The organism is Herbaspirillum sp. RTI4 (genome assembly GCF_034313965.1).
Taxonomy (GTDB): Bacteria; Pseudomonadota; Gammaproteobacteria; order Burkholderiales; family Burkholderiaceae_D; genus Herbaspirillum.
Window position 1 is genome coordinate 2,402,422 of the sequence record NZ_JAVIWQ010000002.1, and the last position, 25,357, is coordinate 2,427,778.

At 57.0% G+C, this 25,357-nt stretch carries 19 protein-coding genes and 1 pseudogene; 17 read left to right on the top strand and 3 right to left on the bottom strand.

Annotated features, from left to right (window positions below):
* Nucleotides 1-674 precede the first annotated feature (674 nt).
* The 6 genes and pseudogenes from RGU70_RS10785 to RGU70_RS10810 all read left to right on the top strand — a co-directional run bounded on the left by RGU70_RS10785 (nucleotide 675) and on the right by RGU70_RS10810 (nucleotide 7,543).
* Nucleotides 675-2,669, top strand: a complete 1,995-nt coding sequence (locus RGU70_RS10785) for an autotransporter outer membrane beta-barrel domain-containing protein (protein WP_322209392.1) — start codon at nucleotides 675-677, stop codon at nucleotides 2,667-2,669.
* A gap of 45 nt (nucleotides 2,670-2,714) precedes the next feature.
* Nucleotides 2,715-4,058: an IS1380 family transposase gene (locus tag RGU70_RS10790; RefSeq protein ID WP_322208986.1), complete on the top strand. Its 1,344-nt coding sequence runs from the start codon at nucleotides 2,715-2,717 to the stop codon at nucleotides 4,056-4,058.
* Entirely contained in the window at nucleotides 4,051-4,578 is a 528-nt protein-coding gene (locus RGU70_RS10795; RefSeq protein WP_322210772.1) for an autotransporter outer membrane beta-barrel domain-containing protein, read from the top strand. Before RGU70_RS10790 ends, RGU70_RS10795 begins: the two co-directional genes overlap by 8 nt.
* A 78-nt stretch (nucleotides 4,579-4,656) precedes the next feature.
* Nucleotides 4,657-5,487, top strand: a pseudogene (locus RGU70_RS10800) (tetratricopeptide repeat protein); the annotation flags it as partial.
* Nucleotides 5,488-5,492: 5 nt separating this feature from the next.
* Complete coding sequence (locus tag RGU70_RS10805) at nucleotides 5,493-6,659, top strand: glycosyl transferase family 8 (protein ID WP_322209393.1); 1,167 nt, start codon at nucleotides 5,493-5,495, stop codon at nucleotides 6,657-6,659.
* An 89-nt stretch (nucleotides 6,660-6,748) separates the two neighbouring features.
* Nucleotides 6,749-7,543: an alpha/beta hydrolase gene (locus RGU70_RS10810; RefSeq protein ID WP_322210773.1), complete on the top strand. Its 795-nt coding sequence runs from the start codon at nucleotides 6,749-6,751 to the stop codon at nucleotides 7,541-7,543.
* 42 nt (nucleotides 7,544-7,585) lie between these two features.
* Here the strand turns inward: RGU70_RS10810 and RGU70_RS10815 are convergent, their stop codons facing one another.
* Together RGU70_RS10815 and RGU70_RS10820 are read right to left on the bottom strand one after the other, a co-directional pair.
* The gene (locus RGU70_RS10815; protein ID WP_322209394.1) at nucleotides 7,586-9,136 is read right to left on the bottom strand and encodes an argininosuccinate lyase; all 1,551 of its coding nucleotides are present in this window, start codon (nucleotides 9,134-9,136) and stop codon (nucleotides 7,586-7,588) included.
* Nucleotides 9,137-9,338: 202 nt separating this feature from the next.
* Nucleotides 9,339-10,349, bottom strand: a complete 1,011-nt coding sequence (locus RGU70_RS10820; RefSeq protein ID WP_322209395.1) for a zinc-binding alcohol dehydrogenase family protein — start codon at nucleotides 10,347-10,349, stop codon at nucleotides 9,339-9,341.
* A gap of 631 nt (nucleotides 10,350-10,980) precedes the next feature.
* Here RGU70_RS10820 and queE point away from each other — a divergent pair.
* From queE to ldcA, 4 genes are all read left to right on the top strand, one after another.
* Nucleotides 10,981-11,616, top strand: a complete 636-nt coding sequence (gene queE / locus RGU70_RS10825) for a 7-carboxy-7-deazaguanine synthase (protein WP_322209396.1) — start codon at nucleotides 10,981-10,983, stop codon at nucleotides 11,614-11,616.
* A 117-nt stretch (nucleotides 11,617-11,733) separates the two neighbouring features.
* A complete protein-coding gene (queD, locus tag RGU70_RS10830; protein WP_322209397.1) occupies nucleotides 11,734-12,180 on the top strand; it encodes a 6-carboxytetrahydropterin synthase QueD in 447 nt (148 codons plus the stop codon).
* A gap of 95 nt (nucleotides 12,181-12,275) precedes the next feature.
* A complete protein-coding gene (gene tadA, locus RGU70_RS10835; RefSeq protein WP_322210774.1) occupies nucleotides 12,276-12,737 on the top strand; it encodes a tRNA adenosine(34) deaminase TadA in 462 nt (153 codons plus the stop codon).
* Between the two features lie 106 nt (nucleotides 12,738-12,843).
* On the top strand, nucleotides 12,844-13,812 hold the full coding sequence (ldcA, locus tag RGU70_RS10840) for a muramoyltetrapeptide carboxypeptidase (protein ID WP_322209398.1): 969 nt from the start codon (nucleotides 12,844-12,846) through the stop codon (nucleotides 13,810-13,812).
* Nucleotides 13,813-13,874: 62 nt separating this feature from the next.
* On the opposite strand, the gene RGU70_RS10845 is transcribed toward ldcA, so the two are convergent.
* Nucleotides 13,875-14,504, bottom strand: coding sequence for a DUF1439 domain-containing protein (locus tag RGU70_RS10845; RefSeq protein ID WP_322209399.1), 630 nt, complete (start codon nucleotides 14,502-14,504; stop codon nucleotides 13,875-13,877).
* 269 nt (nucleotides 14,505-14,773) lie between these two features.
* Between RGU70_RS10845 and RGU70_RS10850 the strand changes: the two genes are divergently transcribed.
* The 7 genes from RGU70_RS10850 to nirB all read left to right on the top strand — a co-directional run bounded on the left by RGU70_RS10850 (nucleotide 14,774) and on the right by nirB (nucleotide 25,341).
* Complete coding sequence (locus RGU70_RS10850; protein ID WP_322209400.1) at nucleotides 14,774-16,372, top strand: ABC-F family ATPase; 1,599 nt, start codon at nucleotides 14,774-14,776, stop codon at nucleotides 16,370-16,372.
* 59 nt (nucleotides 16,373-16,431) lie between these two features.
* The gene (nadA, locus tag RGU70_RS10855; protein WP_322209401.1) at nucleotides 16,432-17,559 is read left to right on the top strand and encodes a quinolinate synthase NadA; all 1,128 of its coding nucleotides are present in this window, start codon (nucleotides 16,432-16,434) and stop codon (nucleotides 17,557-17,559) included.
* A 382-nt stretch (nucleotides 17,560-17,941) separates the two neighbouring features.
* Nucleotides 17,942-18,892 carry a TauD/TfdA dioxygenase family protein gene (locus RGU70_RS10860; protein WP_322210775.1) on the top strand — a complete coding sequence of 317 codons (951 nt, stop codon included), beginning with the start codon at nucleotides 17,942-17,944 and terminating at the stop codon, nucleotides 18,890-18,892.
* A 219-nt stretch (nucleotides 18,893-19,111) separates the two neighbouring features.
* Nucleotides 19,112-20,200 carry an ABC transporter substrate-binding protein gene (locus tag RGU70_RS10865; RefSeq protein ID WP_322209402.1) on the top strand — a complete coding sequence of 363 codons (1,089 nt, stop codon included), beginning with the start codon at nucleotides 19,112-19,114 and terminating at the stop codon, nucleotides 20,198-20,200.
* Nucleotide 20,201: 1 nt separating this feature from the next.
* Nucleotides 20,202-20,897 (top strand): ABC transporter permease, encoded by a 696-nt coding sequence (locus RGU70_RS10870; protein ID WP_416186510.1) that lies wholly within the window; start codon nucleotides 20,202-20,204, stop codon nucleotides 20,895-20,897.
* Nucleotides 20,898-21,454: 557 nt separating this feature from the next.
* The gene (locus RGU70_RS10875) at nucleotides 21,455-22,783 is read left to right on the top strand and encodes an MFS transporter (protein WP_322209403.1); all 1,329 of its coding nucleotides are present in this window, start codon (nucleotides 21,455-21,457) and stop codon (nucleotides 22,781-22,783) included.
* Between the two features lie 11 nt (nucleotides 22,784-22,794).
* Nucleotides 22,795-25,341 carry a nitrite reductase large subunit NirB gene (gene nirB / locus RGU70_RS10880; protein ID WP_322209404.1) on the top strand — a complete coding sequence of 849 codons (2,547 nt, stop codon included), beginning with the start codon at nucleotides 22,795-22,797 and terminating at the stop codon, nucleotides 25,339-25,341.
* The last annotated feature ends 16 nt before the right edge of the window (nucleotides 25,342-25,357 follow it).

Here is a 25,357-nt window from a genome sequence, read left to right on the forward strand (position 1 = left end):
CCAATCGCCAATGAGCAATCGGACTATTTTCAGCGTGATGCAATTTCACGCTACAGGCGCTCGGTACGCTCATGATGGCACCTGACCATCATGACGTGCAGACGCCGAGAACCGCATCGAAGACGGTCCTGCGTCAGTAATAAAACGTGACCTCCGATATGCCGTGCCTGCGACCTCAATTCGCCACTTCCATCCCGGCATCGGCTTCCTGCAAAAAATCAATCATCTGTCCTTCCGTCAATCTCTATTTCTTCATGACTAGCTCCGTAATGATTAATGAGTGTTGGATATGCGCAGCATGGGAGATGGTAAATAAAAATTCATCTATGGCAATAATTTTTAATTAACTTGTTGATTATTAAGTAATTGTATAAATAAAAATTATATTAATATTAATTATTAAAATTGCATTTTGTAATTATATTTCTTAAGCGAAATTATTAATGCTAATTAAGATATTTATTTTGTATTTATAATCTAATATATAAATTAATATTGTAATTAATTATTTGGTCGATATTTTTAATGCGCTTTAATTAAATACAGATGGCCGAGTGTGACTTTTTAATTTCACATTCAACAATGGCAGGTGGCAGTGCGGAAATAAGATGCGGTGCGACAAGAATGGTCAGGCGGATAGCCGGAGTCAAATAAGTCAACAAGGGGAAAAGTTCATGGGAAAATCCACGTCGCACCCGCAATTGAGTGCAGTCACTCTTGCCTTGACCGCCGCACTGGCCGCGATGGTGCACAACACGGCCATGTCCGTTACCCTGACTGGCCCCATCGCTGTTAGCAGCGATTACACGGTGGTCAGCGGAGACGTCATCACCGGCGGCATCGAGGGTATTACCACCAGCGGTGTCATCGGTACCTTGAGTAACAGTGGCACCATCCACGGCAACAGCAGTTCCAACGGTATTAACGCCGGCGCCGGTTCGACGATTGGCGTTATCAACAACCAAGGCTCCATTGGAAACGCCGGCATCGGCGGCGGCATCAAATTCAACGCCGGAGTGATTTTAGGGACCTTGAATAACAGCGGAACCATCGGGGGTGGCCCTGGCTCTCAAGGTATCTGGCTTAGCAGCTCTGGCACGATAGGTACGCTGAACAATAGTGGCACTATCACAGGCACTAATAACGGGATAATTTTTGCCAATGCGAGCGGTAAGATTGGTACGATCAACAACAGCGGCACCATTAACGGCGGCGGGAATGGCATCCAGCTCAATCTCGGCACGATAGGTTCGCTGACGAATAGCGGCACGATCAGCGGTGGCTCGCATGCGATTAACGTGGGTGCGACGGCCAGTATGAGCCCCATCAATAACTCAGGGGTGATCGCGGGTGCGATTGCCAATGCCGCGGCGCATGATTTGATCATCAATGGCGGTAGCGGATCGGTATTCGGTACCCTGACCGGTCTCGGCGGCACGATTGCCAACATCACCAATACCAGCTCGAACGTCGTGTTCGGAACGGGTAATCAGGTGTTGAATAACAATATCAACGTCGGTACCAACACGGTCACAAATATCTCTACCGGTGTCTTGCAGGTCAACAACCCGCTCACCATTACCGGCAACTACAACCAGGGCGCGAATGCGAGCCTGATTATCGGCGTGGCCGACAGTGCGACCGCGACCGGGAGCGTCAGCGATACCGGCTACGGCCGTTTGATGGTGTCGGGCAGCGCGACGTTTGCGGCCAATTCCACCGTGACCCTGATGAAACTCAACAGCTATGCCTTTGCTCAGGGCCAGCGCTTCGTCGTGGTGCAAGCCGCCAGCAGCGGGACTAATTACAATGCCGGCAGTCTGGTCTATTCGGCCACGGGTTACAACGGCACCGTGACCGGATCAAGCGTCGTCGACGGCAGCAATCTGGATCTGCTGCTGACGATAGGCTCGCTCAACCCTGCCGCGCCAGTGCTGCCCGTCATCGTTGCCACCAAGTCCAATGCGGGTTCTGCGTTGACGGGCTTGTTTGGCTATGGCGGCGTCAATCCCAATTTGCTGAATTTATATAATGCTTCCGCCGCGCTCAGCTCCACATCCACCTCCAACCACGCCGGAGCCCAACTGAGCCCGGCTGCCACTGCCGCTGCATCAAGGGAGGGGTCCAAGGTATCGACGCAGGCCGTACTGAACGTGGTGGTAGCGCACATCGATTATCTGAATCTGAGAAAGTCCAATAGCGGTGTCACCACCGGCGAGAGTGCGCCCAATCTGACGCTATGGGGTCAGGCCTTCAGTGGGGCGAGTAATCAGGATGAGCGTGAAGATGTCGCCGGTTACCGCGACAGTTACAACGGTCTCATGATTGGTGCTGACACCAGACTCAGCGAACAGTGGCTGGCAGGCGGCTTGCTCAGCTACGGCAATACCTGGGCCGACAGCACTGGCGACAATGCAGGCAGCTCGGCCCAGGCGACTTCCGTCGGCCTGATGGCTTACGCCCGCTATTTCGATGACCCGTGGTATCTCGATCTGGCGGCGGGCGCGGTACGACATCAATACCGCACTTTGCGCAGCATCAGCTTCCCCGGCTTCGATGGCGCGGCGGCAGGACAGTTTAACCGAGATTGTCCATTAGACCCCGGACTGCTATCGTGCACCAGTCCGGTGTGTCCCGGATACGCCCGGATTTCTAATGGATACCATTAGAAATCCCCAATGAAATCAACGAGCTCAGTGCAATTTGGAGTGACCATGCCCCCAGAAACGCCGTTCGATCTCAAATTCACATCCCGCGAAGTCACCGCCTGGGGTGGCCTGGCCCTTTTGAAGCGCATGCTTGACGGCATGGGTTTCAAAGAAGCTCTGAAAAGCTGGGATCTACCCCAGCCCGGCTCCAACCGGGGCTATGCGCCAGAACAACTCATTGAACAAATGATCGTCAGTATCTGGTGCGGCGCGGCGCGCTTTGCCCATGCCGACATCACCCGCCTGGACAGCACCCTGGTGCGCCTGTTCGGCTGGGGCAAAGCCGCAGGCCACAAAGCCATCGTCAGGTTATTCCAGCGCTTTGACCAACCCAGCGCCAGTCGAGTGCAAAGCAGCAGTTACCGTTGGCTCTTCGACAAACTCCAACTCAACCCCATCACCCTGGATGTGGACTCCACCGTATTGACCCGCTGGGGCAGCCAGATCGAAGGCGGCGCCAAGGGCTACAACCCCAAGAACAAGGGTCGCGCCAGCCACCACCCGTTGTTGGCGTTCGTAGCAGACTGGCGCCTGGTGGCCAACTTCTGGCTGCGCCCGGGCAACACCGCATCGAGCAACAACATCGAGAGTTTTATTGAGTCCACACTGGAGAACCTGGGGGCCACCAAGGTGGGCCTGTTTCGCGCCGACAGTGGTTTTTATGACAAGACCATAGTGACCCTGCTCAAAGCCAAGAAGATCAGCCACATCATCAGCGCCCGACTGACGCATGCACTACAGCAATCTATCGTAGATCAGTGCAAGTGGCAGCAAGTCGAGGTGGGTCTGGAAGTCTCCGAGTTGAGCTACCAGCCGCAGGGCTGGGGGACACCACAGCGCCTGGTGGTGGTGCGCCAGCATATCAAACGCAAGAATGGTGCGGTGGCGGGCAAGACGCTATCGTTGTTTGCCGATGACCCGGATCTGCAGGGCTGGCGCTATGGTGCCATGCTCACCGACTTGAGCATTCCGGCGCTGGAGGTGTGGCGCCTGTACCGCGGGCGTGCAGATTGCGAGAACCGGATCAAGGAGCTCAAGGCGGACTTTGGCTTGGGCAGCTTTGTGTTGCGCGACTTCTGGGCTACCGAGGCGGCACTGGGGGTGACGATGCTGGCCTACAACTTGATGAGTGTATTTCGCCATGCGGTGATGCGCCAAAAGGTGCATCACACGCTGGCAACGCTGCACCACCAGGTGCTGGCTGTGGGGGCACTGTGGGATGACAACACGAAGAACACCAAGCAGACGTTCCGTCTGGCAGTGGCGCGCAAACGAAGACCGTGGTTTGAGGGCTTGTGGGCCAATGCGGGAGAGCCAGTGAAGCTCACGCCGAGCCCATCAAATTCCTAATGGACAATCTCGGTTTAACGGCCTGCAATACCTTACTTCAGTGCAGGCGGGCTATCCGATCCAGCTCAATGAAGATTGGTTCGATACCACCCTCACGCCGATTGGCGGGCTGACTTACAGCACCTTGCGCCAGAATGGGTATACCGAAACCGGCGGCAATGGCGCGGCCTTGCAGGTGAATTCCGCCAACAGCACCTCATTGAAGAGTGATATTGGTGCCAAGCTGGAGCGCTCGTTTTCCACTGAATACGGTGAACTGGTGCCATCAGTGCAGTTGAGCTGGCGGCGTGAGTACCACACCACTCCCTTGCAATCGGTGGCTAACTTCGCGGCCGACAGCGCAGGGGAGACCACCTTCACAACCCGAGTGGCATCGCCCGTGACCAATACCGCAGTGCTGACCCTGGGTACGACGTTGCTGCATAAAGATACGCTGAGTCTGGCGGCCAGATACACGGTGGAGGCCGCTACCGGTTACCGCTCACAAACTGCTTCTTTGCGGCTGCGTTATCGGTTCTGATTTTGTGCAAAAAAGGCGGGGGGAGTATTTTTAAACGTCAACACGCCCTAGGTTCTTAATCTTTTTATAAAATCCGGCATGCCGACTACCGACCGTTTTCCCACCGCAGCAACACAGCTGAGCCTTGAAGAAGCCTTGAATCGCGCTTACGCGCACTGGGATGCAGGGCAGGCGGATCAGGCGCAGCAGCTGTGCCAACGCGTGCTGGCGGTCTTGCCGGGTCAGGCCGATGCCTTGCACTTGCTGGGGGTGATGCTTCATGCCTACGGCAATCCGGCTCTGGCCATCGACCATGTGCGTCAGGCTTGTCTGGCGTCGGGCGTGCCGGCAATCTATTTGAGCAATCTGGCAGAAATGTGCCGTCAGCAAGGTTTGCTGGAGGAGGGCGAACGAGCCGGGCAGCGTGCCGTGATACTCGATCCCGGACTGATTGCCGCCTGGAATAACCTGGGAATTATTTTGCAGGATAGCGGCAAGCTGGAGGCTAGTCTGGAGTGTCTGGAACGGGTAGTGGCCTTGCAACCGGACAATGCCGAGGCACACAATAATCTGGCCAATACCTATACCCGTCTGGAGCGTCCGGACCGTGCCGAATGGCATTACCAGCAGGCACTGACCCTCAACCCCGGCTATGCCGAAGTACACAGCAATCTGGCTTTTTTACTGAGCATGCAGGGGCAGTTCGATCGTGCCGCTGCGGCGGCGTTGCAGGCGATCGAACTCAATCCGCAACTGGCCGACGCGTATCTGAATCTGGCAGCGGCGGAAACCGCACGCCTGCGCCATGATGAAGCACTGCACTGGCTCAATGCCTTGTTGTTCTTCGCACCACAGCATGCGGGCGGTCTGGCCGCACGGACTCAGGTGTTAAACAATGCGGAGCGCACTGAAGACGTGCCGGGAACCGCCCTCTCATGAGTGAAGATCTCGCCGCACTGGAGCAGCAGGCCCGTCTGCTGATTGACGCCGGGCAACTGGTCGAGGCCGAAGCGTTGCTGCGTCCCGCGCTGGCCTCGGGCACTGGCCCTATCGTGCTTTGGCGTTTGCTGGTGAAGGCCATTCGCCCGCAGGGAAAAATCAGCGAAACCCGCACTATTCAGGAAATGGTGGTGCAGACGCTGCCCGGCGATCTGGGGGCGCGTTTCGATTTATCTGAAACCTTGCTCTTGCAGGGCGAATTCACACGCGGCTGGCGCGAGTATCGCTTTCGTTACAGCCTGGAACACACCACCCGTATGGCGCGCAAGGTGCAGCGCCCGCGCTGGGAGGGCCAGCCGCTGCCCGGTAAAACGCTGTTGATCCATGATGAGCAGGGCTATGGCGACACCTTCCAGTTTTTGCGCATGGCGCAGTGGGCGCGTGCGCGCAGCGGCGCGCGCGTGATTCTGGAAATCAATGCCGAAAGTTATTCGCTGGCGCAACGCAGTGGCGGCTTTGACGACCTCATTGTGCGCGGCACCTTGCCGCCTGCCTTCGATTTCCATTGCGAAATGATGAGCCTGCCGATGGCGATGAAGCTGCAGTTATCCGATCTGCCTGGGCCCGACCCTTACCTTCCTTATCTCACGCCAGACCCGGTGCGCGTGGCGCGATGGCAGAAACGTCTGGCGCACTTGCCGCGTCCGCTAGTGGCCTTGGTCTGGGCGGGTCGCCCGGAGCACCATAACGATGCGCGGCGCTCGCTGGCACTGGCCGATCTGGCCCCGCTGGCGCAGCCCGGGGTCACGTTCCTGGGCTTGCAAAAAGGGCCGGCTGCCGCGCAGGGTGCGTCGCCGCCGGAGGACATGCACTTCTTGTCCCTGAGTGATGAGATTGCCGATTTTGAGGATACGGCAGCCATTCTGAGCCTTGCCGATCTGCTGATCTCGGTGGATTCCTCCCCGGTGCATCTGGCCGGGGCATTGGGGCGACCGGCATGGGTGATGTTGCCTTTTGTGCCGGACTGGCGCTGGCTGCTGGAACGTGAGGACAGTCCCTGGTATCCCGCTATGCGGCTCTTTCGCCAGCCCGTCATGGATGAATGGGGGCCGGTGCTCAATACCCTCGCCGGGGAACTTGGCCGTCTGAAAGCGGCGTGCTGAAGCCGCGCTTTTTTTGCCTCGTCGGGGTGCGCCTGCCGTGGTTCTGGCGTGCATTGCCAGGCGTGTTGATAGTGTTGTTGCCAGCTGCGCTGGCCGGGTGCGCCGATCCTAGCGTCCATGCCGACAACATGACTCAAGCGGTCGGTCTGCGGCGCGAGCAGCTCGATACCGATAGTTTCGTATTAACGACCTTTGTCCGTATTACCCGCCCCGACTTGCCGTTGACCGTGTACATCGAGGGCGATGGATTGGCCTGGCGCTCGCGCTACCAGCCCTCCGCTGATCCTACGCCGCATCAGGCCTTGGGCCTGACGCTGGCCGTGGCAGACCCGGGGGCGAATGTGGTGTATCTGGCGCGGCCCTGTCAATTTACGCCGATGGCGCTGAACCCGCGCTGTGGCCTTGCCTATTGGACCGACAAGCGTTATGCCGAAGAAGTGATTGTTTCCATGAATCAGGCAGTCACGCATTACGCGGCGAAGGTGCCGGGGCAGCGCATCCACCTGGTCGGTTATTCGGGCGGCGGTGCGGTGGTGGTGCTGGTGGCAGTCCGGCGCAGCGACGTTGCATCCTTGCGCACGGTGGCGGGTAATCTCGATCACGCCGAAGTCAATCGCCTGCATCGGGTAACGGCGATGCCGGAATCGCTGAACGCTATCGATGTGGCGCAGCGGGTGGCGAGCATTCCGCAAATCCACTTCAGCGGTGCCGATGACACCGTCGTGCCGCCGGTGATTGCGCAAAGATTTGTTGCCGCAGCGGCCGGTCAGTGCGCCCAGCGGCGCATCGTGTCCGGCATGTCGCACGAAAGTCGTTGGGAGCGCTTGTGGCCGGACTTGCTGGCCGTGGCACCGGTTTGTTCTTCCGTAAAAGTGACGGAATAGCCGCCGCGAAATGCTCAGGCAATCCCCCCGCCAGATAAAAAATCAGCGGCCTAGCCGGTAAAAAATGCTGTCCAGAGTGGCGGAAGCGCGGGCCAGTTTGTCGAGCTGCGTCTGCCGCCATGCGACGTCCTTGGCCAGCCTTTCTTTCTCCGCCGCAAGCATGCGAACGACTTCAGCGCGCTGCGGGCCACCCAGACCTTTACTTGATGCCAGCATGTTTTGCGCCGTCAGCGCGGTTTTGTATTGCGCTTGCGTCAAGGGGAACTGCGCCCGCTCGAAGCCGAATTTGCCCAGCGCTTCCGCATAAACGGTTTGCACCACATCGAAAGGAATGTCGCCCGGTTTGAGCTTGTGGCTGCGCCCGTAGCTGACCAGATCGGAGGCGAAATGATGGCCTACGCGAAAGGGAATATCGGAGTCGCGTTGCAGGATATCAGCCAGTTCCGTCGTCGTCGAATAGTCGGCGTCCACTTCTGCCAGCGCGCGGTCTTTGTCGATGGCCAGATTGTCGAGCAGATCGGCCAGTTTGACGAAGGCATCGGTGGTCAGGTCCAGCGTTTTTTCGACCTGATCGCGTTTGTAATCGGGCATGCCAGGTGTGACGTTGTGCGCTTCGATCTGATAAGTGATGGCGCTGCCGAGAATTTCGCTGGCTTGCAGACGCAAGATGTTCAGGCCGTAGGGATTGCGCTTTTGCGGCATGATGCTGCTGGTGCCTGTAAGGCGACCTTCGCGGATCATCAGCCACGGATACGGCTGGTGATATTGGGTGTGGATATCCTGCATCAGGATGCCGATGGTCAGCGCGGCATTGCTGCACAGGCCGGACAGTTCGACGCCTTCGTCGAGCGCGCCCAGTTGCGTGGCATCGTAGGAGTTTTCAATCGGGCCGTCGAATCCGAGCAAGTCGGACAGGCGCTGGCGGTTGATGGGGAAACTGGATGTACCCAGCGCAGCAGAACCCAGCGGACTCAGATTAAGACGGGCGTAAGCTTCTTGCAGCCGGGCGCTGTCGCGTCCGAAGGCGGCGGCAAAAGCCAGCAAATAATGCGCGTACGTCGTCGGTTGCGCCTGCACGCCGTTGGTGTAGGCGGGGACGATGGTGTCCAGATTGTTTGCCGCCAGTTGCAGAAATTCGGCTTTCGACCGGTTCATGGCGTCCATCAGTTTCAACACGCGTTCGCGCTGCATCAGTCGGCGGGTGGTGGAGAGGATGTCCTGACGGCTACGGCCGGAATGCATGCGCGAGCCGTCAGGCCCGGCGATGGCGAGGATCAAGGGTTCGTATTGCAGATAATCGGCCGGGCGTTTCGCACCGGGTAAATCGCCGTTTTTGATGACCTGATCGACTGCCGAAACGATTTTTTTGCCTAAGTCCGGCGGCACGATGCCGGTTTCGATGACCATGACGGTCGAGGCCTTGTTCATTTCACCGAGGTAATAGAAATTATCGTGTTCGGGAGCTGCCTGCTTATCGGCGGCGATTGCTGTTCCGAACAGCATCACGGGGAGTAGCAGGGCGGTTTTGAGCAGGGATTGCAGGGCGGATTTGTTTGCTACGGTACGGACGGTGGAGGGGCTGCGGAGTTTCATTCGTCTCTTTCTTTGATCGTCCGGATGGGCCGTAAGCCAAGTCAGACTCATTTTTATATTCGGGCGCTTGCCGATTATCCTTATTTTTGGAATTGTTTGCCGGACGATGGCGCAGGGGGTCTCTTAGCGAACGACGGCAGGTGTGGTTTGCCGTACGTTCGCCATCGCCCATCAAATCTCAACAGGCTTCAGGGACGGCGGATTAAAACCCTTCCAGCACCAGTTTGCCTTGCGATTTTCCGCTTTCGATCAGGGCATGTGCCTTGCGCAGATTGGCGGCGTTAATCGTGCCGAAGTGGGCGTTGACCGTGGTGCGCAGACGGCCGGCGTCAATCAGTTGCGCTATCTCGGTGAGCAGTTTCCCCTGTTCATCCATATCGGGGGTTTCGTAGAGTGAGCGGGTAAACATCAGCTCCCAATGCAAGGAAATGGACTTGCTCTTGAGCAGCATGAGATCAAGCATTCCCATGTCGTCGATCACACCCAGACGTCCTTGCGGTTTCAGGCTTTCGATGATGTGTGTGTAGTGCTGCCTGGTTTGCGTCAGACAGGCAACAAAATCGACTTCGCCGAAACCGCCGGTTTTCAATTCGTCGGACAGCGGTTTTGCGTGGTCGATGACGGCGTGCGCGCCGAGGTCGAGGCACCACTGGCGTGTTTCAGGGCGCGAGGCGGTGGCAATGACCCGCAGCTTGGTCAGTTGGCGTGCGAGTTGTATCAGGATGGAGCCGACGCCACCGGCTGCGCCGACGATGAGCAGGGTCTTTCCTTCACCGCCTCCTTTGGGGACGCAAAGCCGGTCAAACAGCAGTTCATACGCCGTGATCGAGGTCAGCGGCAGCGCGGCTGCTTGCGCGTTGTCGAGGGAGGCGGGGGCGAGTGCGACGATGCGCTCATCCACGGCGTGCAATTCGCTGTTCGTGCCAGGACGGTTGATGGCACCGGCGTAATACACCCGATCGCCCGTCTTGAATCGGGTCACTGCGCTGCCGATGGCCTCGACTGTGCCGACGGCATCCCAACCCAGTACTTTCGCTGCGCCAGCTTCAGGGGCGTTGCCGCTACGGACTTTGGTGTCGACCGGATTGACAGAAATCGCCTTGACGCGCACCAGCAGGTCCCTTTCTTTCAGTGTGGGGGTCGGTAGTTCGATATCTTCAAGCGCATGGCTATCGTCGATAGGCAGGGGGTGGTAGTAGCCGACTGCTTTCATGTGAGTCCTTTCAAGAAAGAACCCACTATAGGATATAAAGACAAAACGGATGCGCAGGGGCTATAAAGCGGTATTTCGACACGCGGAGTGAAAATCCAGCAACTCTTTAGACATTGCTTCAAATGGCGCATGCGCCATTACTTGCTGGGCCTTACTGCGCAGGTCCACCCATGCGGATAAAGACTTTAATGAGCGCCAGCGTAAAACGCTGCAACAATTGCTCGATGCCGGGGATGGCGGCTTTCTGGGCGGTCTGACTGCCGATAAATATTGCAAGATCACCGGCGCCTCCAAAGCGACTGCCACGCGGGATCTGGCTAATTTATTGCAAAAAGGGGTATTGATTGCTCGCGGGGTAGGGACGGCCAGTAAATATGATGTTCATGTACCGGGGTGGAATCAGTCCCAAGCCTCATTCCCCCCAAAGCCTAATTCCGCCCGCCATGCGACAATAACGCCCGGATACCCTCTCCATGCAGCCCGGCGCGGCTGCATTTTTCGGGTTTACGCAAAAAGCCGCTGGCGTCGTTGCCTTGCCTTGCCGTGCCGTGCCACTTGCACTGCCTTCGGCAATGCGCCTAGCCTGCGGCCTTTTCCCTAAGCCCTATTTATTTTCTAAGAACGGTTCAACGTGGCTTACAGCATCAAGGAAATTTTCTACACTTTGCAGGGCGAGGGGACGCATGCCGGTCGGCCGGCGGTATTTTGTCGTTTCAGCGGCTGCAACCTGTGGAGCGGGCGCGAAAGCGACCGGGCGACTGCTACCTGCCGTTTTTGCGATACCGATTTTGTCGGCACCGATGGCGAACTGGGCGGTAAATTCAAGGATGGCGACGCCTTGGCGGCCACCATCAACAGCCTCTGGCCAGCGACCTATGCCGCCAGCAAATACGTGGTGTTTACCGGCGGTGAGCCGCTGTTGCAACTCGATGCGGCGCTAATCGCCAGCATGCACGCAGTCGGATTTGAAATTGCGATTGAAACCAACGGTACTCTGCCGGTGCCGCCAGGAGTCGACTGGATTTGCGTCAGTCCGAAAATGGGTGCGCCGCTGAATGTGCTCAAGGGTGATGAACTGAAAGTCGTCATTCCGCAACAGGAGCAGGTGCTGGCTGAATACGAAACGCTGGATTTCCAGCATTTCCTGCTCCAGCCTATGGACGGCCCCGATGCGCAGCGCAATACCGAGCTGGCGATTGCGCTGGTGAAACAGAATCCGCGCTGGAAACTCAGCATACAAACGCATAAATTGCTGCACATTCCCTGAGTATGCGGGGCTGGTGCGCAGCAGCAGACTACAATGTTGCATTGCCCTGACAGTGGGTGCCGCTGAAGCAGGGCGCTTTCACTGCTTACTCTCACGATTTCACTTATCTCCCCATTCATGCTGACTATTACCCGCAAGCTGGAATTCGATGCCGGACACCGGATTCCCGATCACAAAAGCCAGTGCCGCAATCTGCACGGACACCGCTATACGCTGGAAATCACCCTGACCGGGGCCGTCATCGAAGTCGAAGGTAATTCTGACAACGGCATGATCATGGATTTTTCCGACGTCAAAATGCTGGCCAAGAAACATCTGGTCGACGTCTGGGACCATGCTTTTCTGGTCTACGTCAAAGACACGGCCGTCAGGGATTTTCTGGAGACTTTGCCGGACCACAAAACAGTGGTGATCGATCAGATCCCGACCGTGGAAAATCTGGCCAGAACCGCTTTCACGATTTTGCAGACCGTTTTTCAGGATCACTTCGGTACCGGTTTGCGCCTGCATAAGCTGGTACTGCACGAAACGCCCAATTGCTGGGCCGAAATCACTGCGGACTAAGCGCAATGTCCGTCACCTTACCCCCCTCGTTTATTGCTGACATTGCGGCGGCTGATTCGGCTGCTGTCGATGCTAACGACGGGCATCTGCCCTTCATGCGGCAGGCGCTGGCGCTGGGGAAAGAGGCCTGGGCGCTGGGAGAAGTCCCGGTCGGCGCGGTCGTGGTGCGCGACGGGGTAGTGATTGCCACAGGTTTTAACCGTTCTATCGTCGGGCATGACCCCACTGCGCATGCGGAAATTGTCGCTTTGCGCGCCGCGGCAGCGATTGTCGGCAATTACCGTCTGCCGGGCTGCGAACTGTATGTGACACTGGAACCCTGCGTCATGTGCGCCGGAGCCATGATGCATGCAAGGCTGGCGCGGGTCATTTACGGTGCCAGCGACCCTAAAACTGGCGCTTGCGGCTCCATCCTTAATGTGTTTGGACAGGAGCGCCTGAATCATCACACCGAAGTGGTGGGCGGTGTTCTGGCCGTCGAATGCGGGCAATTGCTGAAAGCGTTTTTTGCCGAGCGGCGAGCCAACAGCCGGAAAGCGCAGAGTGATGTGTCGTAACTGTGTCGTAACTGTGGCGTAAGTTTTTCCCCTTATTCTTTTGCCATCTGAACGGTTTGACTCAGATCGCGAGCTCCACCCTCTCAGCCACCTTAGCGGAATCGTTATGACTGATTTAGCCGACAGAAGACAGCCCAAGACTGACAACTCCCGCCATAATTTCTCGATTCCTCCCGGAACCTGCGTGGCCATCGTCGCTCCCGGCGGTTATGCGCCGGACAATGCGGCGGTCAAACAGGGCATTGCACTGCTGGAGGCGCAAGCCTGCCGCGTCAAAAATTATTATCAGCATGACGCCCGCTATCTGCGCTTCGGTGGCACCGATGAAGCGCGGGCAGCGCAGTTGCACGCGGCGGCGGCTGATCCCGAAGTCGATATTGTGCTGGCTTTGCGTGGTTCTTACGGCATGTCGCGTTTGCTGGGTTTGCTGGACTGGCAAGCGCTGGCCGACAGCGGGAAATTATTCGTCGGTTATAGCGACCTGACGGCCCTGCATCTGGGCCTGCTGGCGAAAACCGGCGCCATCAGTTTTGCCGGGCCGATGCTGTGCGGCGATTTCGGCGGCGATAATCCTTGCGCCTGGACTTTGCGGCATTTCTGGCAAGTCATGACGCAGCCTAGCCATGTGATCGACGTGGCCGGTGTCCATCCCGAGGTGGAGGCGGAAGGCGTGTTGTGGGGCGGTAATCTGGCGGTGCTGGTGCATTTGCTCGGCACGCCATATTTTCCGCAGATCGACGGCGGCATCTTGTTTGTAGAAGATGTGAATGAGCATCCGTACCGCATCGAACGCATGATGTTGCAGCTCTTGCATGCCGGCGTGCTGGCGCGGCAAAAGGCGGTGCTGTTTGGTGATTTCTCTAACTACCGGCTGTCGGAATACGACAATGGCTATGACTTCAATGCCACGCTGGCCTATCTGCGCTCGGTGTCGCCGGCACCGATTCTGACCGGACTGCCGTTCGGTCATATCGCCGACCGGGTGACGCTGGCAGTGGGCGCGCAGGCGCAGCTACGCTCTGGCACAGACGGATTTTCACTGAAGATGAGTGGATATCCGTATTTGAAACCATAAGGCCGGAAGCAGGGCGGTATCACGACCGGGCTAGTCGGGCGAACAGCGCCATCTGCATCACCCTAAGGCGCGATCTGCACACTCAAGGCGTCTTTTTTCACCGTAATCGCCCCGGGCGTGATGGTTTTTCCGTTGAACTGAAGTTGTTCTGGCGTGAAGATATAGAGCGGGTAATCGCGCAATAACTGATCGGCCACCAGATTGCCCAGCGCATTCATTTGCGAGGCGTACTGCGCGGGCATGCCCTGGACATCCACCTTTTCGGCGCGTGGCGCATCAAGTTTGACCGCGCGCGCGGCGGCATCGTATTTCAAACCGCTGCTGATCGACAGCACCCCGTCGACCGGTGGCCCGCCCAGCATCGGTGCGGCGATGTGCGCATCGACTTGCGTCACGAGCCGGTTACCGGCCTCATCCAGCGATAACTGCGGATTCGATAAATGCACCTTAAACACGCCCAGATACGTCAGGTCGCGCGGAAAACGGGTGGCGATGGCTTTTTGCAAATCATTGCGTCCGACCGTGTAATCGCCGGTCCACAGGTTGTAATCGGCGTGGGCGTTGCTGGCACCCAGCGTTAGCGACAGCAGCAGTGCCGAAAGTGCTGTACGGCAGGCGCGTTGGCTGCCTGTGCGCAGGGGCGAGCTTGAAAACAGTTGTCGGGCGATAGCGAGGGTAGAGAAAAATGTCATCTGATTGATCCGGTAAAGTGGCGTTGCAGTGATCAAACGCAGCCTGCATCCTAGCAGGGCTGGGTGGAAAGCAGGGCGGAGAGGCGATTTCAGGCATCGCTTACGAGGCGCAGCAGGCAAACCCGCTGAAACGCCACGACCCGCGCAATGGTAAAATGCTCCATTCCCAAGTTAAACCGGCAATCGCTATCCCCCTGCATGCAGCGGACGGCCGCACCCGGTTTTGCTTTTGCTCCCCGTATTCCTGTCTCTTAGATAAAGGTTGTTCCGTGCTATCTACAGCAAATATCACCATGCAGTTCGGCCCCAAGCCCTTGTTTGAAAACATTTCCGTCAAATTCGGCGACGGTAACCGTTACGGTTTGATCGGCGCCAACGGCTGCGGCAAATCGACTTTCATGAAAATTCTCGGCGGCGATCTTGAGCCATCGGGCGGCAACGTCATGCTCGACCTCAACGAGCGGCTGGGTAAGCTGAGCCAGGATCAGTTTGCCTTTGAAGACCGGCGCGTGCTGGATGTGGTGTTGATGGGACATACCGAAATGTGGGCCGCGATGGCCGAACGGGATGCCATCTACGCTAACCCCGAAGCGACCGACGACGACTATATGAAAGCCGCCGACCTCGAAGCCCGCTTTGCCGAATACGACGGCTATACCGCCGAAGCGCGTGCCGGTGAACTGCTGCTGGGCGTCGGCGTGCCGCTGGACCAGCATCAGGGCCCGATGAGCAACGTCGCTCCCGGCTGGAAACTGCGGGTGCTGCTGGCACAGGCCCTGTTTTCCAATCCCAACATCCTGCTGCTCGATGAACCAACCAACAATCTGGATATCGACACCATCCGCTGGCTTGAAGACGTGCTCAACGAGCGCAACTCGACCATGATCATCATTTCGCATGATCGCCATTTCCTCAATCAGGTCTGCACCCACATGGCCGACATGGACTACGGCACGCTCAAAGTCTATCCCGGCAATTACGATGACTACATGCTGGCCTCGACGCAGGTCCGCGCGCAGCAAATGTCGAACAATGCCAAGGCCAAGGACAAAGTCGCTGAACTGCAAGATTTCGTGCGGCGCTTTGCGGCCAACAAATCGAAAGCGCGTCAGGCCACTTCGCGCGCCAAGCAAATCGAAAAAATCAAGATCGAAGACCTCAAGCCGTCCAGCCGCGCCAATCCCTTCGTCCGTTTCGAAGGCGAGAAAAAGCTGCACCGTCTGGCAGTTGAAACCGACTATATCGGCAAGAGCTACGACCAGCCGGTGTTCCGCAACTTCAGCATCATGGTTGAGGCCGGCGAAAAAATCGCCATCATCGGTGCCAACGGTATCGGCAAGACCACGCTCTTGCGCTGCATCGCGGGCGATATCGCCGGACTGCAACCGGATACCGGCGTCGTCAAATGGGCAGAAAACGCCAATCCCGGCTATATGCCGCAGGATGCCACCGAAGATTTCGCCAAGGGCGAAACGCTGACCGACTGGATCGACCAGTGGACCCAGGAAGGCGACGACGACCAGGCCGTACGCTCGATTCTGGGACGCTTGCTGTTTTCCGGCGACGACGTGAAGAAATCGGTCAAGGTCCTATCCGGTGGCGAAAAAGGCCGCATGATGTACGGCAAGCTGATGCTGGGCCGCCACAACGTGCTGCTGATGGACGAGCCGACCAATCACATGGATATGGAATCGATCGAATCGCTCAATATCGCCCTCGACAAATATGCCGGCACGCTGATTTTTGTGTCGCACGACCGCGAATTTGTATCCTCGCTGGCGACCCGCATACTGGAAATCAAGCAGGACAAGATCATCGATTACCAGGGCAACTATGAAGATTACCTGCGTAGCCAGGGCATCGAATAAGTTCGTCTGCCGTCGTCTACTTTAGCCATTTGCCATATTAGCCAACCGAGGCTTGCGCCATGATCAAGACTATCGAATTCGAACGTCCCGCCATGAACACCGGCGGCAGTTGCACCGCTGAAGCCTGGGCGCGTACTCCGGCAACGCCGACACCCGTTGAGCGTCTCGCCCTCAAAGAGCGCATCAAGGTGCTGCTGAAAGAAAAAAAAGCAGTGCTGGTGGCGCATTACTACGTTGACGCCGATCTGCAGGATCTGGCTGAAGAAACCGGCGGCTGCGTTTCCGATTCGCTGGAAATGGCGCGCTTCGGGCGCGATCATGAAGCGCAAACGCTGGTCGTGGCCGGCGTGCGCTTCATGGGCGAAACCGCCAAGATACTGAGCCCGCACAAAACCATCCTGATGCCCGATCTGGATGCCACCTGTTCGCTCGATCTGGGCTGTCCCGCCGACGAATTCGCCGCCTTCTGCGACGCCCATCCCGACCGCACCGTCGTGGTCTACGCCAACACCAGCGCGGCTGTCAAAGCGCGGGCCGACTGGATGGTCACATCCTCCATCGGACTCGACATCGTCGCCCACCTGCATGCGCAGGGCAAAAAAATCCTGTGGGCGCCGGACAAGCATCTGGGCGGCTACATCCAACAGAAAACCGGTGCCGACATGCTGCTGTGGCAAGGTTCCTGTCTGGTGCATGACGAATTCAAGGGCGTGGAACTGGAACTGCTGCGCGCCGCACATCCACGGGCCAAGGTGCTGGTGCATCCCGAATCGCCGGCAGCAGTAGTGGCGCAGGCCGATGTGGTCGGCTCCACCTCACAACTGATCGCCGCCGCGCAATCGCTGGACGCGCCCGAATTCATCGTCGCCACCGACAACGGCATCCTGCACAAGATGCGCATGGCCGCGCCCGGCAAACACTTCATCGACGCTCCTACCGCCGGCAACAGCGCCACCTGCAAGAGCTGCGCGCATTGCCCGTGGATGGCGATGAACGGCTTGCAAAACCTGCTCGACGTTCTCGAAAGCGGCCGCAATCAGATTCAGGTCGAACCAGCAATTGCCGCCAAGGCCGTGCTGTGCATCGACCGCATGCTCGATTTCGCCGCGCAAAAGAAAGCCAATGTCCGTCCCTCGTCCGATCTGGCGCAGGAACAGAAATTGTTTGCAGGGATTGGCCCGGCCTGAGCATTGCGCAAGACAATGTCGGCGGCAAGGCCTCTACAGCGCCTCTTGCCGCACCTCTTGCAACACCTCAGTAATTCTCCCTCGCAAAACATTCACACAAGATTCACTGCTCCCTTGCAGTGAATCTTGCAGTGAGTTTTTCTGCGAACCATCTTTCCCCCTGCGGTTTTTGTCCGATCGAATTTACTCTATAGATATGTGAATTCATTCTTGGACGATGAAAACGCGCGACTCCATAATCGTTTTCAATTCAGAGCGCAGCGGAAAACAGGGAAGCGGATTCAGTGTGGCGAACATCGCCGTCCTGAGATGGCCTCGTGCAGTCGTTTCGTCCGCATTTCCCAAGACTGCCGTTCTGACCGAATAACATCCAGGAGAAATGATGAACGCCCTTGTCAAGAACATTACCTCACCCGCTTACCAGGTCATCACGGTAGAGCCGCAGTCCGTCTATACCGGCGCAGAAATATCCGGCGTCGATCTGTCCCGTCCGCTGACGCCGCAGGCCGTCGCTGAAATCCGCGCCGCGCTCTTACAGTGGAAAGTGATCTTCTTCCGCGACCAGCCGTTGAGCCATGAACAGCACGTCGCCTTCGGCAAACAATTCGGCGACCTGACGGTAGGGCATCCCGTCTTCGGTTTCGTCGAAGGACATCCCCACATTTATTCGGTCGGACGCAACCGACTGAAGGAGCGCTTCACCGACGAACGCTTGGTACGCAGCTGGACAGGCTGGCATACCGATGTCACGGCAGCGGTCAATCCGCCGTTCGCCTCCATCCTGCGCGGCGTCAGCATTCCTCCCTACGGCGGCGATACGCAGTGGACCAATCTGGTCGCGGCCTATCAGGGCCTGTCACCAACCCTGCGCAGTTTCGTCGACACCCTCAAAGGCGAACACCGCTTCACCGTCCCTGAAGGCGGCGGCGCGAGACCTGAATTCACTCAGAAAGTCGCCGCCACGCCGCTGGTCAGCCATCATCCGCTGGTGCGGGTGCATCCTGAAACCGGCGAGAGAGCGCTCTACGTCAGTCCGTCTTTCCTGAAACGCATCGTCGGTTTGCAGCCGCGCGAAAGCGAACAATTGCTGGCGCTCCTGTTTGAACATGTGGTGCGTCCTGAATACACCGTGCGCTTCAAATGGCGCGAAGGCTCGCTGGCGTTCTGGGACAATCGTTCCACCGCGCATCTGGCCCCGGTCGATATTTTCGATACCGATTTCGACCGCCAGCTTTATCGGATCACGCTCGTCGGTGACGTGCCGGTCGGTCCTGATGGTGTGGCGTCGGTCGCCATCGAAGGCAAACCGGTGATAGCGCATAGCGTCGAATAATTTCACCGTATTTTTCCGCCGCAAAAATAAGCAAGCGCCATCATCGTGGTGCTTGCTTTTTTTATGCGGATTTCAGGCTCTGGCAGCCCATCCTATGGTGTATCGAAATTTCGCATATCGACATGCAAGCCCTCCAGATAAGGACATGCAAATACATTCGTTTGTTACTGCGCAGACTATTTCTATACTTATTCATCGGGAATTGAATAAGGAAATCTCATGACGTTGGATCGCAGAACACTCTTGAAACATGCCGCAGTGGCAGGTCTTGGCCTGAGTACTTCGCTGCTCAGCCTGTCGGTACGTTCCGCCAACAAGCCAGCGGTCATCCGTATCGGCGTGGCGCAACCTGCCTTTGGTAATCCGCCCGCATTTTCCGGCAGCTCTGCGGCAGTCGCCAACAGCAAGGGCTGGATAGAGGAAGAGTTTCGCCCAGACGGGATCAAGGTCGAATGGTACTTCTTCAAGGGCGCAGGTCCGGCCGTCAACGAAGCGCTGTCCAACAAGCAGCTGGACTTTGCCTTTCAGGGCGATTTGCCAGCCATCGTCGCCAAGGGTGCCGGATTGAAAACCAAACTGGTGTTAGCCACCGGCGTTCGTTCCAATATTTATCTGGCGGTGCCGCCCGATTCGCCTATCCAGTCGATCAAGGATTTGCGCGGCAAGCGTGTGGCGATCTTCAAAGGCACCAACGCACAGCTGCCGATCAACCGCGTGCTGGAAGCCAACGGCTTGCAGGAAAAAGATTTCAAATCGATTAACCTCGACCAGGCCACCATGCTGGCGGCACTGAGCGGCAAAGACATCGACGCCGCCTTCGGCAACATCAACCTGCTACGCCTGCGCGACAAGAACGCGGCGCGCATTGCGTTCAGCAGCAAGGGCGGTTCTCCCATTTTTACTACCCAGTCGCACGTACTGGTGAGCGAAGACTTCGCCGGGCAATATCCCGACATTACAGCGCGCACGGTAAAGGCTTTCGTCAAGACGGCGAAGTGGGCCTCCGATGAAGTTAATCGCGAAGAGGTGCTGCGGCTGTGGGCCAAAGCCGGCACACCTTACGAGCATTGGAAAGAAGATTACGCCGGCGAACCTTTGCGCGTGCGCATCAATCCCAATTTCGATCCCTTCCTGATTGCCCGTTACAAGGATTCGGTGGAGCAGGCTTACCGCTTCAAACTCAGCCGTCACAAATTCGATGTCGATCAATGGATAGACCAGCGCTACCTGAAGGCCGCATTGAAAGAACTGAAGCTGGAAAACTTCTGGCCGGTTTATCAGGCTGACGGCAAGATACTCGGGGCCTGAGGTGGGGGTTTCTCTCCTCTCCTCCGACAAGGCAGACACCTCCGCAGGGGAGGTGAAGCCGGCATCGACGCACACCGCTTTTAGATGGCTGCGTCGGCATGTAGGAATCAACTCCCGCTGGCTGGGACTGCCGTTCCCGCTGCTGTTGCTGCTGCTCTGGTATGTCGCCGCACAACATGAATGGGTCGCACCGCAAGTGCTGCCTTCACCGCAATCGGTGGCCTTGACCTTCATTGATCTGGCGCGCTCAGGCGAACTGTTCGATAACCTCCAGATCAGCCTGATACGGGTGCTGGCTGGCTTCGGCATAGGACTGGTCGGCGGCTTGTTGCTCGGTGTGGCGATGGGATTGTCGCCGCTGTTCAAGGATTACGTTTATCCCTTGTTCAAAGCCTTCAGTCAGGTGCCGGTACTTGGCTGGCTGCCTTTGCTGATGCTGTTGGTCGGTATCGACGAGGCGCTGAAAATCATCCTCATCTCGCAGGCGGCGCTGGTGCCGATTGCCCTCAATACTTACAAGGGACTGGAAAACGTACCGGCGCGTTATGTGGAAGTGGCGCGGGTGCTGACACAGCGAAAGCCCCCAGTTTTTGCCACAAACGTACGTGCCCGAGTCGATTTTTCATGGGAGTGTCCCCTTTGTTATTGTTCAATTAAGAGGGCATATCAAGCACTGCGTGTGAGACAGTCGTATTGATTTTGTCGTGATCCAAAACAAAAAAGGCGTCCGTCGCATGCATTCCTACATGTGACGAGACGCCTTTGTCTCGTGCTGTAAAGCGGCGACGCCGGCAATGGCGTCTGGGTATTGCTTCGCCATCGTTGGCGCTTAATTGCATCTCAGTAATATATATGACATGTATGCGCTGTGAAGTTGTCTGCTGGTGATTCAGGTAAAAATTTCGGTGCGTAATAAGGCTTCTGCGCCGGTTTGTTCTTCTGCAGCCAAGCTGTTAGCGGTAACGCACTCTGCAATTTCTTTAATCATTTCCATGCCGCACCATTTAAAAGCGCGCTGACTAATCCACGCGCATTGTTAGTGCGCGCCTCCCTCAAAATGATCGTGAATTTTCTGTCGCCATAGACAGCATTGCCAGGCACGGAAGTTGCTGATGTGTTCGGTGCGGAGTCAACGATGATTGCGTAAAAAATTTGAAGAAGATCCCACAGACGGGGTCATCAGGACAACGGCGTCCGCCTGATCAGGTAATCCACCTGATTGGCGGACGCTTTTTTGTTTTCAGGGGAATAACAATGAGCGCCAAAGCAAGCAGCATCCAACTTTTCAGTTTCAGCACGCCGCAAATGCGGGCATTTCATGTGACCTGGATGGCGTTCTTCGCGTGCTTCTTCGCCTGGTTTGCGTGTGCGCCACTGATGCCGGTCATCAAGCAAGAGTTTGGTTTGACGATAGGCCAGATTGCCAACATCAACATTGCGGCTGTTGCGGTGACGATTCTTGTGCGGCTGGTGGTTGGGCCTATGTGTGATCACTACGGTCCGCGCAAAACTTATACCGGGTTATTGATTTTGGGCGCGATTCCGGTGCTGGGCGTGGCGCTGTCGCAGAGCTATGAAGTGTTCTTGTTCTTCCGTCTGTGCATCGGTGCGGTCGGTGCGAGTTTCGTTATTACGCAATATCACACCTCGGTGATGTTCGCGCCGAATGTGGTCGGGACTGCCAACGCCGCGTCTGCTGGCTGGGGTAATACCGGCGGCGGCGCAGCGCAGGCCTTGATGCCATTGATGCTGGCAGCGCTGGTGATGATGGGGGTCAGTGAAACAATGGGCTGGCGTCTGGCGCTGTTGGTGCCAGGTGTGTTGATGCTGATCATGGGTGTTGTTTACTGGCGCTTCACACAGGATTGCCCTGAAGGTAATTACGCGGACATGCGCGCCAAGGGCATGGCCATCGAAGGCGGCAAGAAGGGCGGCTGGTCCAGCTTCATTGCCGCTGGCCGTAACTACCGTGTCTGGTTATTGTTCGTCACTTACGGCGCTTGTTTTGGTGTGGAAATTTTCATTCACAATATCGCGGCTATTTACTACGTCGATCAATTCGGTCTGTCCTTGAAAAGCGCCGGCATGGCCGCTGCCAGTTTCGGTTTGCTGGCCTTGTTTGCGCGGGCTTTGGGTGGTTATGTTTCCGATAAGGTGGCACTGAAAGGGAGCCTGAATAGCCGCTCTGGTTTGCTGTTTGTGCTGATGTTGGGTGAAGGTCTGGGATTGTTGTGGTTTGCGCACGCCAGCAGCGTCACTCTGGCAATCGTCGCCATGCTGAGCTTCGGTCTGTTCACGCACATGGCTTGCGGTGCGACTTATGCGCTGGTGCCATTCATCGACCGCAAGGCCCTGGGCGGCGTGGCCGGCATCATCGGCGCGGGTGGCAATGTGGGTGCTGTGCTGGCCGGATTTCTGATGAAGGGTGTGGGCAATGTGCAGCAAACGCTGGGCATGCTGGGCATCTTTGTCATCGTTGCGGCTCTGTGCGCGATGGCGGTGCGTTTCGGAGCGGCACACACATCCCGTGAATCTCGTGAATCCGGCGCATATCTGCCGCTCAATAACAACGTCGCTATTTAAAGAGGCAGATCATGAAAATCATCCTTATCGGTCATGGCATGGTCGGGCAAAAATTTCTGGAAAGTCTGGCCGATAGCAAGGCGCCGGATCTGCAAGTGACGGTGCTGTGCGAAGAGCCGCGCCCGGCCTACGACCGCGTGCATCTGTCCGAGTTTTTCTCGGGTAAATCGGCGGAGGATTTGTCTTTGGTGCCGGCTGGTTTTTTCGAGCGCAACAATGTCTTGCTGAAACTGAACGCCAAAGCCGATTTGATTGATTGTGCCGCCAAAACGGTGACGGTCAGTACCGGTGAAATTCTGGCCTACGATAAGTTGGTCATAGCCACCGGCTCCTATCCCTTCGTGCCGCCGCTGCCGGGCAAGGATCGCAAGGACTGCTTCGTTTATCGCACTATCGAAGACCTGGAAGCCATGCTCGAATGCGGCAAGCGTTCCAAAACTGGCGTGGTCATCGGCGGCGGTTTGCTCGGTCTGGAATGCGCCAAGGCTTTGCGCGACATGCAACTGGAAACGCACGTTGTCGAGTTTTCCCCACGCTTGATGGCGGTGCAGGTCGATGAAGGTGGCGGTCGCGTGCTGCGCAAGAAAATCGAAGAGCTGGGCGTGACTGCGCATACGCAAAAAAATACGCTGGAAATTGTTGATGGCGAAAACGGTACGCATCGTATGAACTTTGCCGACGGCAGTCATCTCGATACCGACATGATTGTTTTTTCCGCTGGTATCCGTCCTCGCGACGAATTGGCGCGCGTCAGCGGACTGAGCGTCGGCGAGCGTGGCGGCATCACGATCGATAACCGCTGCCTGACTTCCGACGCCGACATCTACGCCATCGGCGAATGCGCCTTGTGGAACGGCAAGACCTTTGGTCTGGTCGCGCCCGGTTACGACATGGCGCGTACCGCAGCGAAACATTTGCTTAATGCCGCCGATGACAGCGCCCAGTTTAATGGCGCTGACATGAGTACCAAACTCAAGCTGATGGGCGTGGATGTGGCCAGTATCGGCGATCCGCATGGCGTTGCGGAAGGCTGTCTGTCGTATCAGTTCACCGATGAGCGCAAACAGATTTACAAAAAAATCGTGGTGTCTGGTTGTGGAAAATATTTGCTCGGCGCAGTGATGGTGGGTGACGCCAGCGAATACGGCACGCTGCTACAAATGATGCTGAACCGTATCGAGTTGCCGGCTGCGCCTGAATTTCTGATCTTGCCGCAAGCTGATGGCAATGCCAGACCGGGCCTGGGCGTGGATGCTTTGCCTGATGTGGCGCAAATTTGTTCCTGCAATAACGTGAGCAAGGGCGCGATATGTGCCGCCGTCAGCGGCGGCGCGACTTCCATCGGCGCACTCAAAACCTGTACCGGCGCGGGGACTTCCTGCGGTGGCTGTGTGCCGCTGGTGACGCAAATCATGAAGGCAGAAATGAAAAAGCAGGGCATGGCGGTCAATAACCATGTCTGCGAACACTTTCCCTATTCGCGTCAGGAGTTGTATCACCTGGTGCGGGTGGAGCAGATCAAGACCTTTGGTGAATTGCTGAGCAAACACGGCAAGGGCCTCGGCTGCATCGTGTGCAAACCGGTGGCGGCGAGCATCCTGGCTTCTTGCTGGAATGATTTCGTGCTCAAGAAAGAGCATGCCAGCTTGCAGGATTCCAACGATTATTTTTTGGGCAACATTCAAAAGGATGGCACTTACTCGGTCGTGCCGCGCATGGCGGGTGGGGAAGTGACTGCGGATGGTTTGATCGCCGTCGGGCAAGTGGCCAAGAAATATGGTCTCTACACCAAGATTACTGGCGGTCAGCGGGTTGATCTGTTCGGTGCGCGTGTGGAGCAGTTGCCGCTGATCTGGGAAGAACTGATCGCGGCCGGATTTGAAACCGGCCATGCCTACGGCAAATCTTTACGCACCGTCAAATCCTGCGTCGGTTCGAGCTGGTGCCGTTATGGCGTCGATGACAGTGTCGGTCTGGCGATTGAGTTGGAGAATCGTTACAAAGGTTTGCGCACGCCGCACAAGATCAAATTTGGCGTGTCCGGTTGCACCCGTGAATGTGCGGAAGCGCAAAGCAAGGATATCGGAATTATCGCGACGGAAAAGGGCTGGAACCTGTATGTCTGCGGCAATGGCGGCATGAAGCCGCGCCATGCAGAATTGATGGCATCCGATCTGGACAAGGCCACGCTGGTGCAATACATCGACCGCTTCCTGATGTTTTATGTCCGTACGGCAGACCGTCTGCAACGCACCAGCGTCTGGCGCGACAATCTGGAAGGCGGGCTGGAGTATCTGCAGCAAGTGGTGCTGGAAGACAAACTCGGCATTGCCGCCGAGCTGGAAGCGGAAATGCAACTGGTGGTCGATGCCTACGAATGCGAATGGAAAAAGGCCGTCAACGATCCTGAAACCCGCAAGCGCTTCCGTCATTTCGTCAACAGCGATAGCGCTGACAGCAATGTGGTCTTCATGCAGGAGCGCGGGCAAATACGTCCTGCCACGCTGGAAGAGCGCAAGCAAATTCCGATTGCGATTCCGGTCGTGAGCATCGCCTAACCAACAAACTCGCTCT

What these genes read in the sequence shown, in the direction of transcription:
- RGU70_RS10785 (WP_322209392.1), top strand. Translation starts at nt 675, where the DNA reads ATGGGAAAATCCACGTCGCACCCGCAATTGAGTGCAGTCACTCTTGCC.
- RGU70_RS10790 (WP_322208986.1), top strand. Translation starts at nt 2,715, where the DNA reads ATGCCCCCAGAAACGCCGTTCGATCTCAAATTCACATCCCGCGAAGTC.
- RGU70_RS10805 (WP_322209393.1), top strand. Translation starts at nt 5,493, where the DNA reads ATGAGTGAAGATCTCGCCGCACTGGAGCAGCAGGCCCGTCTGCTGATT.
- RGU70_RS10815 (WP_322209394.1), bottom strand. Translation starts at nt 9,136, where the DNA reads ATGAAACTCCGCAGCCCCTCCACCGTCCGTACCGTAGCAAACAAATCC.
- RGU70_RS10820 (WP_322209395.1), bottom strand. Translation starts at nt 10,349, where the DNA reads ATGAAAGCAGTCGGCTACTACCACCCCCTGCCTATCGACGATAGCCAT.
- queD (WP_322209397.1), top strand. Translation starts at nt 11,734, where the DNA reads ATGCTGACTATTACCCGCAAGCTGGAATTCGATGCCGGACACCGGATT.
- tadA (WP_322210774.1), top strand. Translation starts at nt 12,276, where the DNA reads ATGCGGCAGGCGCTGGCGCTGGGGAAAGAGGCCTGGGCGCTGGGAGAA.
- ldcA (WP_322209398.1), top strand. Translation starts at nt 12,844, where the DNA reads ATGACTGATTTAGCCGACAGAAGACAGCCCAAGACTGACAACTCCCGC.
- RGU70_RS10845 (WP_322209399.1), bottom strand. Translation starts at nt 14,504, where the DNA reads ATGACATTTTTCTCTACCCTCGCTATCGCCCGACAACTGTTTTCAAGC.
- nadA (WP_322209401.1), top strand. Translation starts at nt 16,432, where the DNA reads ATGATCAAGACTATCGAATTCGAACGTCCCGCCATGAACACCGGCGGC.
- RGU70_RS10860 (WP_322210775.1), top strand. Translation starts at nt 17,942, where the DNA reads ATGAACGCCCTTGTCAAGAACATTACCTCACCCGCTTACCAGGTCATC.
- RGU70_RS10865 (WP_322209402.1), top strand. Translation starts at nt 19,112, where the DNA reads ATGACGTTGGATCGCAGAACACTCTTGAAACATGCCGCAGTGGCAGGT.
- RGU70_RS10875 (WP_322209403.1), top strand. Translation starts at nt 21,455, where the DNA reads ATGAGCGCCAAAGCAAGCAGCATCCAACTTTTCAGTTTCAGCACGCCG.
- nirB (WP_322209404.1), top strand. Translation starts at nt 22,795, where the DNA reads ATGAAAATCATCCTTATCGGTCATGGCATGGTCGGGCAAAAATTTCTG.